This is a genomic window from Bradyrhizobium sp. USDA 376, from assembly GCF_054063675.1.
Genome location: NZ_JBSSGN010000001.1, coordinates 5,137,842 through 5,149,593 on the forward strand (window position 1 = coordinate 5,137,842; position 11,752 = coordinate 5,149,593).

General features: G+C 65.0%; 8 protein-coding genes. 3 read left to right on the forward strand and 5 right to left on the reverse strand.

From position 1 onward, the window contains the following. Window positions 1-17 precede the first annotated feature (17 nt). Window positions 18-1,007, forward strand: a complete 990-nt coding sequence (locus ACVJ19_RS23955; protein ID WP_026312732.1) for an ABC transporter ATP-binding protein — start codon at window positions 18-20, stop codon at window positions 1,005-1,007. Further along, the gene (locus tag ACVJ19_RS23960; protein ID WP_453951546.1) at window positions 1,004-1,987 is read left to right on the forward strand and encodes an ABC transporter ATP-binding protein; all 984 of its coding nucleotides are present in this window, start codon (window positions 1,004-1,006) and stop codon (window positions 1,985-1,987) included. Before ACVJ19_RS23955 ends, ACVJ19_RS23960 begins: the two co-directional genes overlap by 4 nt. A gap of 102 nt (window positions 1,988-2,089) precedes the next feature. On the opposite strand, the gene ACVJ19_RS23965 is transcribed toward ACVJ19_RS23960, so the two are convergent. From ACVJ19_RS23965 to ACVJ19_RS23985, 5 genes are all read right to left on the reverse strand, one after another. Continuing rightward, a complete protein-coding gene (locus tag ACVJ19_RS23965; protein WP_453951548.1) occupies window positions 2,090-4,591 on the reverse strand; it encodes a hypothetical protein in 2,502 nt (833 codons plus the stop codon). A 298-nt stretch (window positions 4,592-4,889) separates the two neighbouring features. After that, on the reverse strand, window positions 4,890-6,893 hold the full coding sequence (locus ACVJ19_RS23970) for a LamG-like jellyroll fold domain-containing protein (RefSeq protein ID WP_453951549.1): 2,004 nt from the start codon (window positions 6,891-6,893) through the stop codon (window positions 4,890-4,892). 260 nt (window positions 6,894-7,153) lie between these two features. After that, entirely contained in the window at window positions 7,154-8,116 is a 963-nt protein-coding gene (locus ACVJ19_RS23975) for an acetamidase/formamidase family protein (RefSeq protein ID WP_453951550.1), read from the reverse strand. Window positions 8,117-8,120: 4 nt separating this feature from the next. Next, window positions 8,121-9,539 carry a cytosine permease gene (locus ACVJ19_RS23980; protein WP_453951552.1) on the reverse strand — a complete coding sequence of 473 codons (1,419 nt, stop codon included), beginning with the start codon at window positions 9,537-9,539 and terminating at the stop codon, window positions 8,121-8,123. Window positions 9,540-9,793: 254 nt separating this feature from the next. After that, window positions 9,794-10,288: a MarR family winged helix-turn-helix transcriptional regulator gene (locus ACVJ19_RS23985; protein WP_453951553.1), complete on the reverse strand. Its 495-nt coding sequence runs from the start codon at window positions 10,286-10,288 to the stop codon at window positions 9,794-9,796. A gap of 184 nt (window positions 10,289-10,472) precedes the next feature. Between ACVJ19_RS23985 and ACVJ19_RS23990 the strand changes: the two genes are divergently transcribed. Next, complete coding sequence (locus ACVJ19_RS23990; protein ID WP_453951555.1) at window positions 10,473-11,750, forward strand: amidohydrolase/deacetylase family metallohydrolase; 1,278 nt, start codon at window positions 10,473-10,475, stop codon at window positions 11,748-11,750. Window positions 11,751-11,752 lie beyond the last annotated feature (2 nt).

Genomic DNA, 11,752 nt, shown 5'->3' on the forward strand with positions numbered 1-11,752 from the left:
TCGAGAGGCTGATCGCGATGGCGCTGCTCGAAGTCGAGAACCTCCAGACCCATTTCCGCACGCCCGGCGGCATCAACCGCGCGGTCGACGGGGTGTCCTTCCATGTCAACGAAGGCGAGACGCTCGCCATCGTCGGCGAATCCGGCTGCGGCAAGTCGGTGACCTCGATGTCGCTGATGCGGCTGGTCCCGGAGCCGCCCGGCAGGATCGCAGGCAGCATCCGCTTTGCCGGCAAGGATCTCCTGAAGCTGTCCGACCGCGAGATGCGCGCGATCCGCGGCAACGACATCTCGATGATCTTCCAGGAACCGATGACGAGCCTCAATCCGGTTCTGACCGTGGGCCGCCAGATCCGCGAGACGTTGATGATCCACCAGGGCCTCGACAAGCAGGCCGCCGAGGCGCATGCGATCGAGATGCTGACGCTGGTCGGCATTCCCGAGCCGAAGCGGCGCGTACGCGAATATCCGCACCAGCTCTCCGGCGGCATGCGCCAGCGCGTCATGATCGCGGTGGCGCTGGCCTGCAATCCAAAACTGCTGATCGCGGACGAGCCGACCACGGCGCTCGACGTGACCATCCAGGCGCAGATCCTCAAGCTGATGCTGGACCTCAAGCGCCGGGTTGGCGCCGCGATCATCCTGATCACCCACGATCTCGGCGTCGTCGCCGAGATCGCCGAGCGCGTCATGGTCATGTACGCCGGCCGCAAGGTCGAGGAAGCGCCGGTCGCCGAGCTGTTCCGTTCGCCGCGTCACCCCTATACGCAAGGCCTGCTCGGCGCGGTGCCCAAGCTCGGCTCCTCGCTCGCGGGCACTGCGACGCGACTCGCCGAGATTCCCGGGCAGGTGCCGGATCTCCGCAAGCCGATCACCGGCTGCGTCTTCGCCGGACGCTGTGCGCTCGCGACCGATCTCTGCCGCCAGTATGCGCCGGGGCTGGAAGAGAAGGGTCCGCGCCACATCGCGGCCTGTCACTACGCTGCCAAGGGAGCGATTGCGGCATGAGTCCTCCGCTGCTCCAGGTCAACGACCTCAAGAAGCATTTTCCGATCAACAAGGGCCTCTTCGGGCGGCAAACCGAATTCGTCTATGCCGTCGACGGCGTGTCGTTCGAGATCGCGCGCGGCGAAACCTTGTCGCTCGTCGGCGAATCCGGCTGCGGCAAGTCGACGGTCGGCCGCGCCATCCTGCGGCTGTTCGAGATCACCTCGGGCCAGGTCATTCTCGACGGTCAGCGCATCGACGACGCGCATCCGAGCACGATGCGCCAGATGCGCCGCCGCGTGCAGGTTGTGTTCCAGGATCCGTTCTCCAGCCTCAACCCGCGCATGCGCGTGCGCGACATTCTCGCCGAACCGATCCGCAATTTCGGCCTTGCCAAATCCAAGGAGGATCTCGAGGTTCGCGTCACGGAGCTGATGGACACCGTGCGCCTGCCGCGCGAGGCTCTGAACCGCCGGCCGCACGAATTCTCAGGCGGCCAGCGCCAACGCATCGGCATCGCGCGGGCGCTCGCGGCCGAGCCCGAGCTGATCGTGTGCGACGAAGCGGTCTCGGCGCTCGACGTCTCGGTCAAGGCGCAGGTCGTCAATCTGCTCCAGGACCTCCAGCAGAAATTCGGCCTGGCGCTGTTGTTCATCAGCCATGACCTCGCCATCGTCGAGCACATGACCCATCGCGTTGCGGTGATGTATCTCGGCAAGATCGTCGAGGTGGCGCCGCGCCGCGAGATCTTCGCTGCGCCGAGGCATCCCTACACCAAGGCGCTGCTCTCGGCGGTGCCGCTGCCCGAGCCCGGTGCCCAGCGCAATCCGATCATCCTCGGCGGCGACGTGCCGAGCCCGATCAATCCGCCGAAGGGCTGCCGCTTCCACACCCGGTGCCCGTACGTGTTCGACCGTTGCCGCACCGAGGAGCCGACGCTCCGGGCGGCCGGAGACGAGCGGTGGGTGGCGTGCCACCTGGACGCATTGCCGGCCGACTAGACAGGGCTTGATCCGGAAAAGTGCGCAGCGGCCGAGAATCGAAAGGGGTCCGCCGATGAGGCGGGCCCCTTCCTTGTTTGCGTCGGTCTGCCGGATCTCGGCTTACGCCGCGTGCGAGATGGAAAGCAGGCTCTGGGGCTGATCCAGCGGATTGGTAACGACCGAACCGCCATGACCGTCCGAAGCGAGCGCGAAGTCCGCGGCGCTGAATTGGCCGAGCAGTTGCAGCGAGGCCGTATGAGCCCCGTCGCTGATCGTCAGTGTGCCGCCTGTGTTCCCGGCGTTTGCCGCATAGGCAAGCGAGGTGGTTTCGCCGAAGGCGATGTCGCTGAGGTCGAGCTCTACGCCATCCTGCCAGCCGGCGATCGTCCCGCTGAAGGCCGACGATTCGTCGAGCACCAGCCTCGCCGAGGCCCCGCCGAAGGTCACGTTGGTCAGCGTACCGCCGGTGTGGACATATTCGAGACCGCCGGCACCGATGATGGTGCCGTTGGCGCTGCCACCGGCACCGACATGCTGCGCACCCGAAGCGATCGTGGTGTCGCTCGCCGTGCCCCAGACGTACTGAACACCGCCGTTGATGGTCGTGCCGCTGGCGTTGCCCCAGTCGATCTGCATGCTGCCGGCGTTCAGTGTCGTACCAATGGCCGTTCCGCCCGCATAGACGCGCTGCTCGCCGCCATCGTTGACAATGGTGTGCGAAGCCGTGCCCTGGACCATTTGCGCGCCGCCGCTGCCGATCACCGTCTGGTCGGCCGTGCCGTAGACGGCCTGCAGCCCGCCCTGGACGGTGGTGCCGGTCGCCGTGCCGCCGCTGTAGATGTCCTGCTCGCCGCCCGCGACGATCAGCGTCGTGCTGGCGCTGCCGCCGGCTCCGATCACTTGCCGGCCGGCGATCGTCGAACCGGTGGCGATGCCGTAGACGTAGTCGGACGCGCCCTGGGCCACGGCAGTGTCGCGCTCCGTACCCCAGTTGATCTGCGTGCTGCCGGCGTTCAGGGTCGTATCGACGACCGTTCCGCCTGCATAGATGTGCTGCTCCGCGCCGCTCCCGAGAACGTAGCCGTTCGCCGTTCCGTAGATGTGCTGATGGCTGCCGGCGCCGAAAGTCCGGCCGCTGGCGCTGCCGAACACGTAGTTCGACACGCCGGTGTTGCCGGCCGCGTCCGTGACGACAAGATCGATGGCGGTGTTGAACCGGTCCCACGACAAGCCGGCGCTCCAGCCGCCGTTGCTGTCGACGGTCGCTGTGGTGCTCCAGCCCGCGCTTTGCGACGTACCGTCGCGTACCGTGAGGATCTGGCCTGCAGCGTCTACGTCGACCGAACCAGCGAGCGTCACGATCCCCGCGTTGGTGGGAGTCACGGACGACAGGACCGGCACCGGTTTCACGGTATCGACCGAGAACACCTGCGCCTTGACGTCGTTGCCGTTGGCATCCTGCCAGGTGACGACGAAGCGGCCGTCGGCATAAGCTGTGATCGAGGGATGCAGCTGATTGGACGTCGTGCTGGTGTTGACCAGCAATTCCTCCCCGACCCTGCGACCATCCGCCGTGAACACCTGCAGCTTGATGCTGCTGCCGCTGGCGTCCCCGCCCGTGCCGCTCCAGTCCTGCCAGGCGATGGCGAAATCACCGTTGCTGAGCGCGGTCACCGTCGGGGTGAACTGGGAATTGGCCGTCGTGGTGTTGACGCGGAATTCGCCGCCGAGCTTGCTGCCATCGGCCGCGTAGATCTGCGCCTTGATGGCGCTGCCGCTGCTGTCGCCGCCCGCCTGGCTGAAATCGTACCAGGTCACGACGAAGCCACCATTGGGCAGCGCCGAAATGGTCGGCTTGAGCTGGTCGGAGGCGGTCGCGGTGTTGACCAGGAATTCGCCGCCGACCTTGCTGCCGTCGGCCGCAAAGATCTGCGCCTTGACGCTGGTCGCAGCGTCATCGCCGAGCGTGCCGCTGAGATCTTCCCAGGTCACGACAAACCCGCCATTGGCGAGCCCCGTGATGGTCGCGTTGTCCTGGCTGCCGCCGGTCTCGGTGTTGACGAGGAATTCGGAGCCGACCTTGCTGCCGTCAGCCGCGAACAGCTGTGCCTTGATGCTGGTGCCGTCGTCGTCGCCGCCTTCGCCGCTGTCGTCGGTCCAGGTGATGGCGAAGCCGCCATTGGCAAGACTGGTGATGGTCGGCGCGAACTGCGAATAGGACGTCGAGCTGTTGACGAGGGTTTCCGACCCGACCGGCGTGCCGTTGGCCGAAAACACCTGCGCCTTGATGCTGGTGCCCTCGCCGTCGCCGAGCGTCTGGCTGTTGTCGAACCAGGTGACGACGAAGCCGCCGTTGGAAAGGCCCGTGATCACGGGCGCGAGCTGGTCGCCGGAGGTCTCGGTGTTGACGCGGAATTCCGAACCGACCTTGCTGCCGTCGGCCGCAAAGATCTGCGCCTTGATGCCGGTGCCGCTGGCATCGCCCAGCGTTCCGCTGATGTCATCCCAAGTGACCACGAAGCCGCCATTGGCGAGCCCGGTGACGGTCGGCGCCTCCTGGCTGCCGGTCGTAGTGGTGTTGACGGAGAATTCGGAGCCGACTTTTACAACGGGAGCAGCCATAGTTCAGGATCGCTTTCATTCAGACTGTGCCGGCCGCGGATATCATCCGCCGGTCTACGGCAATAAGTTGCGAGAGCGCCCGTATTGCATCGCTGTATATCATATATTTAATGATATGTTATGTATTATGTGAATGACACGTCGTGGGTGCGGATTGCAACAGTGTGTGTGCAAGCCATCACGCGGCAGTGCTCAAGCAACGCGCCAACCGCGATCGCGTCGGACATGCGGCGCAAAAAAGTGGAGCCCGTTGCAACGAGCTCCACCTTGTCTTTGTCGGCGCCTGGACGCGGTCAGGTCAGGTCCGCCGCGCGGTCAGCCATTGGTCGCGACCGATCGGCCGGTAGACCATGCGGATCTCTCCGACCGCACCGAAGAAGCCGTCGGCCAGCACGCCATCCCACCAGCCTGCACCGAGGATCCAGGGTTGAGGCGTACTCTGCGAGCGCATGCCGATCGCCGCATTGCCGACATTGCGCAACACCGGCGCGCCGTCGATGTACAGCGTGGTGGTGAGGGTCGCCGGGTCGTTCACGATCGCGATATGATACCAGCTGTCGCGGATGATCTCGCCCGACCAGTTGGTCTGCGCGTAGCGCGAGACGGACGCCGGCACCACTTCCCACTGCACTTCGCGCAGGTTCGAGATGGCGAACAGGACGCTCGAGGCCTCGGGATCGCCGCCCTGATAGCCGCCGGGAAGGTTGCCGCGGTTACCCATGCGACCGAGGATGTTGCCCCATTTGTGCAGGTTTGCCGTCCAGCCGGCCGGGATCTTCACGAAGGCCTCGACCGTATAGCCGTTCCAGAAGCTGCGGCCGTTGAGCGAGGCGCTTGACGCCGTCAGGAAGGCGTTGAGGCGACCGACCGTGTTGTCGGTGTTGAGAAACACCACGCTGCCCGCGGCGGACGACAGACGGTGCTTGTCCGTGGTCCACACGACGTCGCCAAGCTGGGCGGATGCGACCAGCGCCGCACGCATCAGATTGTTGCCGCCGGCGACGTCAGGCAGGACGCCGCCGATCGGAACGACCTGGCCGTCGACGATCGAGGAGGGCGTGCGCCAGTGTGCCACGGTATCGGCGACGTGCGGATAGTCCTCGGTATCCGCGGGCAGCACGACTTCCGGCGTCGGCGGATCGACATAACCGGCGAGCAGGTCGGCGCGCACGGTCGGAATGATCGCTGGTCCAGTCAGCACCTTGCTCGGACTGAAGCGCGTGAACCGGGCGAAGCGGTTCTTGAAGTTGATCGGAATCGAGAAGCTGTTGTTCGGCCCGGTCAGCTCGGCGTGATCGAACTGGTTGAGCGTGGCCTTCGGCTTCTGCACCACCCAGGGCGAGAACGACATCACGTCGATCTTGTTGTTGGTGAAGTCTACCTCATAGAGCCGCATCATGGCGTTGCCGCCCTGATAGTCCATCTGGTAGTCGACCACCATCTGGTGGACCGGATTGCCGAAATTGTTCGTCTTCGTCAGATACGCCGCGCCATGGTAGTGGCCGTTCAGCGTCATGAAGATCTGATCCTTGTCGCGGATCAGCCTCTCCCACAGCATCCTGCCGTAGTCGGTCTCCAGCGGCGACAGGCCGTCGCTGTCGATGTTGAGCAGCTGGTGGTTGGACAGAATCACCGGCAGCGTCGGGTTGCGATCGATCACATCGCGCGCCCAGGCGATGGCACCGTCCGAAATGCGCCAGGACAGCGAGAGCACCATGAACTTCACGCCGTTCGCCTGGAAGATGTGGTATTCGTGGAAGCCGCTGCTGTCCCGATCGCGGAACGTGGACTGCTGCGCCGCGCGGCTGCTCGGGAACCACTTCAGATAGGGCTCGGCGTTGAGGCTGCGCTGGGCGTCGGTGCCCGAATTCTGATCCCAGGGGTTATGGTAGTCGATATCGGTGACGACGTCGTGGTTGCCGGCAAGGATCGAATAGGGGACCCTGGCATCTTCCAGCTTCTTCATCGCCGCGTCGGCGATGATCCACTGGTTCGGCTTGTTCTGCTGGTCGACCACGTCACCCAGATGGATGACGAAGCGGATGCCGTATTTGGCGGCGTTGTCGGCGATCCACTGGGTCTGCGCGTCGTATGGCGTCGAGCCATAGGCCTTCTGAAACTGCTGGCTTTCGTCGGTCGTCGCGTAGCGCGAATAGAATTGCGTGTCGGGCAGCACCGCGATCGAGAAGCTGGTCAATGACGGAGTGCTGGTCTGCGCCTTGGCTGCGCCCGCGCCGAGTGCCAGCACGGACAGGCTGGCCGCGCCCTGAAGGACCGCGCGGCGATCGATCATTTGGCGCATGGAATTGCTGCTGCCGGAACGATCGTTTCCAGCGCAGTCGATGTCGTCATTGCTCATAGAGGAAGCCCAATCCTACTCGGTCGGAGTTGCGAAAGTAGGCGGGTCTCTAGCGATCCTAATTAACATTCAGATTAAAGAAATGTATCATAAGTAATGTTATCAAACGATTGCCCGGCGATCAGCGGTGCAAAACGGCGGCATCGCTGTTGATGGGGCGGCACGCCGCCCGATCATGATCGTCGAGATACTCGTCGTCGTCGCTAGCCGATCGCGGTCAGGGCGTGCCGCGGCATGCGCGATTTCGCCAGCACGCAGTGAATGCCCTTGTTGCCGTCGACCAGCTGCGTGACGCGGAGGTCGGCGGCGATCGAGCAGAGCGTATAGGCATCCTGCGCGCTGAGGCCGCTTTTCTCCCGGATCAGCGCGATCATGTCGCGTAGCGCCGCCTTGGCCGCGTCGTCGAGATCCTCGTCGAACCCCATGGTGATCCAGTCCGATGCCGTCTCCGCGCGGGGCGAGGTGAGACGGAGATCGCGGCGGACGTGCAATTCGAAGGTGCCGGTGAGCGCCGCCTCGATCGCGGTCAGGCAGACCTCGCCGTCGCCCTGCAGCGCGTGGCCGTCGCCGGCGGAGAACAGCGCGCCCGGCACGAACACCGGAAAATACAGCGTGCTGCCGGCCCCGAGCTCCTTGTTGTCCATGTTGCCGCCGAACGCGCGCGGCTCCTTCGAGGACAGCCGGCCCCATGACGGCGGCGGCGCCACGCCGAAATTGCCGAAGAAGGGCGAGAGCGGCAGCTCCTGTCCCCAGGGAAGCTTTGCAATATTGCGCGCGCGGTCCAGCGGAATGTGGATGCGGCGGAATTCGGGGAAATCCTCAGGGAGAGTGCCGAGCATCGGCACCTGGAGGTTCCAGCCCCAATTGCAGCGCAGCTCGATGTTGAGGACGCGCACTTCCAGCACGTCGCCGGGTTCAGTGCCCTCGACATGGATCGGCCCGGTGAGAAGGTGCGGCCCCGGACCGCGGAAGGCGCTTGCCAGCACCTCCGCATGTCCGGGAACGGTATCAAAGCCGAGCGCCGGATCGGGCAGATCGTCCGGCTCGCCCGACAGCGTCTCGATCGTGACCCGGTCTCCGGATGCGATCCGGAGCACCGGCTTCAATCGTCCGTCCCAGAGGCCCCACTGGACGTTTCCGGGTGTGGAGCGCAGGACGTGGTCCATGCCGCTATCTGCCCGCGCTGCTCGCGACGATCGAGGAGGGCGAGGTCGCGAACTTGCCGAGCCCGAGATAGACGAGGCCCGCGACGCCAATTCCGAACAGCCAGCTCAGATCGGCACCGCCCAGGAAGTTGATCGAGATCGGCCCCTGCAGCGCGCCGACGAGACCGTCTTCGACCAGCCACCCGGCAACAAGGCCCGCGAAGAACGCGATCATGCCGGCCCAGTTGATGTCGCCATAGGCGCTGGTCTCCGGCGAGCGGTAGAGCTCGGCGACGTCGATCTCGCCCTTGCGCTTGATGAAGAAGTCAGCGAGCACCACGCCGGCCCACGGGCTCATCCACAACAGCAGGCTGATCATCCAGTTGTCGAACGCCTTCGCGAAGGACGGTGCGAAGATGAAGTAGAGGGTGACCAGATAGCCGGCGACGCCGACGATGACGGTGAGCCAGAAGCGCGAGAATTTCAGCCCCGAGCTCAGCGCCGCCAGCGTCGCCGAATAGACGTTGAGGATGTTGGTGGCGATCGGGCCGTGCAGCACCATCAGCAGCACGAGGATGCTGACCGGGCCGCCGAACACCGCGCTGACCATCTTGGCGGGATCGGTGTCCAGCGTCGTCGAGGCGATGGTGGCGCCGAGGATGCCGAGCCAGACCGTCGGCACGAACATGCCGACATAGCTGTACCAGAACACGGACTTCGACGACGTGCTGCGCGGCACGAAGCGCGAATAGTCGGAAGCCCAAGTGACCCAGGAGATGCCCCAGCCGACGCCGATCGCGGTCATCAGCAAGGTCAGCATCGCCAGATGCGCGCCCGGCGGCAGCGAGGTGGTCAGGCTCCAGTTGACGACGCCGGGGCGCGTCCACGCCAGCACGCTCATCAACACCATGATGGCGATGGTCGGCGGCACCGTGTACTTCTCGAAGGTGCGGATCGCGTAGAAGCCGTAGATGCCGATCAGTACCTGCACCGCCATCACCAGCGTGATGACGACGATTTCGATCAGCCAGGTGTCGGGCACGCCGAACTGGCCGAGGATGCCCATCGAGACCTTCACCGGGAAGTAGGTGTTTACGCCGATCCAGCCCAGCGTCATCAGGAACATCAGGATGCTCGGCAGGTAGGCGCCGCGGACACCGAAGGCGGACCGGCTCAGCACCATCTGGTTGACGCCGGTCTTGTGTCCCATCACCGTGAAGGTCGCGAAGATCGCGCAGCCCACGATGTTGCCGAGCACGATGACCGCGATCGTCTCCATCAGGCCGAGCTTCAAGATGATGCCGAGCGCGCCGAGCGCCCAGTTGACCGGCGCGATGTTGGCGCCGGCCCAGATCCACATCTGCTGCGGCCCGGTCGAGTCCCGGTCCGCATCGGGAATTGGCTCGATGCTGTGAATATCAGCGCGAAGTTCGGAATCCGTCATGACATCCCCCAATACGAAGCACGCTTCGCATCATCGCAGCATAAATCGTGCCATTGGTTTCAAGGCGGCCGGAGCAGGGCGTACGCCCGACGCCGTGCAGCGTGGCTCGCGCAGGATGCTACTGAGTTTTCAGCTCACGCGCCGGCTCGCCGCGGCACGCCCGACGTGCCTGCGAGAAGCGATGGACGTTGCACGGCCAGGCAGCGGTACGATGATAAATTGAGCAGCCCAACCCAAAAGCGCAGCAACTGCGTCTAGTCGAATAGGGCAGCGGAACTGTCGCGACTTGGGTTGCCGGCCACGATGCGCTGCATCATCTCGATGAAGAGCGCCTGTTCCCGCTCGCTCAGATCGCCGAGCGTTGCACGATGCGCCCGCCGTGCCGCGCCCTCGATCTTGACCAGCAGCGCGGCGCCGGCCGGAGTCAACCGGCACAGGCGCGCCCGGCGATCGTCCTTGTTGACAGCGCGCTCGACCAGGTTCCGTGCGGCGAGCCGCTTCAATGCGCCGGTCGTCGTGGTCCGATCGAGGGCAATATCGGCCGCCAAAGTGGTCTGATCGGCGGTTTCGCGCACGGCCAGCGCCGAGAGCAGGCTGTATTGCAGCGGCGTGACCTCGAACGCGCCGCAGGCGTCCTGAAACAGCGCGACGTGAATCTGGTGCAGTCGCCGGATCAGATAGCCGGGTCGCTGCGCCAATGGCCAGGGGCGGTGCTTGCCCCCGCTGCGACTTTTCCTGGCTTGCCGCAATGCACGCTCTCCCAACCCAAAACTCCGTCGCGCTTAGCTCGATTCGAGCGCGCCCGCCACCACCTGATCATGGCATGATGCTTGCTTTTGTCAAAATACGAAGCATACTTCGTATATCGAGATGCGAAGCATGCTTCGTAATCCGGGAGCGGGCAATCGCCTGCGCGAGATCGAGGAGAGCGCCATGTCCGTTACTGCCAGCTTCGACCTTCTGCTGCGCGGCGGTCGCGTGATCTGCCCCGCTTCGGGCGTGGACGGCATCAGGGATGTCGCCGTCCGGGGCGGCAAGATCGCGGCGGTCGCGGCGGACATCCTGCCGACCAGCGCGAAGGAGGTGGTCGACGTCAGCGGCAAGCTTGTGCTGCCCGGGCTGATCGACACCCACGCGCATGTCTATCAATATGTCTCCGGCCGCTTCGGCATGAATCCCGACATGGTCGGCGTGCAGTCGGGCGTGACGACGTTGGTCGACCAGGGCGGGCCGTCCTGCATGACGCTGCCGGGGTTTCGCCATTTCATCGCGGAGTCCGCGGCCTCGCGCGTCTATGCCTTTCTGTCGGCCTATCTCGTCGGCGGACTCGAAGGACATTTCTATCCGCAGCTCTATAGCCCCGATGGTGTCGACATCGATGCGACGGTGAAGTCGGCAACGGCCAATCTCGATCTCGTGCGCGGCATCAAGGCCCATGCGGAGATCGGCGGCTTCGCGCGCTGGGGCATCCGCGTCATCGAGATGGCGGCGGAGATCGGCAAGCGCGCCGATCTGCCGGTCTATGTGCATTTCGGCCAGCTCTGGGGTCTGCCCGAGAGCGGTGCCAACGGCGAGGACGCCGACACCATCCTCACCCGCGTGATTCCGCTGCTGCGCGAGGGCGACATTCTTGCCCATCCCTTCACGCGCCATCCCGGCGGCTTCGTCAACCGCGAGGGCGAAGTGCATCCGGTGATCCAGGCCGCGCTCGATCGCGGCCTCAAGGTCGATGTCGGCCACGGCAGCCACTTCTCCTATCGGCTCGCGAAGAAGGCGATCGCCGCCGGCATCATTCCGACCACGCTGGGCGCCGACATCCACGGCTACAACACCCATGTGCCCGCGCCGGCCGGCACGCCCGACCAGCACGAGGACGAGGAGAACCATCCCTTCGCCGGCCAGGCCAAGTTCAGCCTGGTGCAGGCCATGAGCTCGATGATGGCGCTCGGCCTGTCGCTGGAGCAGGTGGTGCCGATGGTCACCTCCAATCCCGCAAAGATGCTCGGCCGCAGCGGCGAGATCGGCGCGCTCAAGGTCGGCATGGACGCCGACGTCTCCGTGCTCGCGGAGAAGAACGGCCGCTTCGTCCTGAAGGACAACGAGAAGAACGAGGTGATTGCCGAGCGTCTGCTGCAGCCGGCCTTCTGCCTGCGCTCCGGCACGCGCTTCGATGCGGTCGCGCCGATCCTGCCGCAAGCCGTCGCGGCATAAGG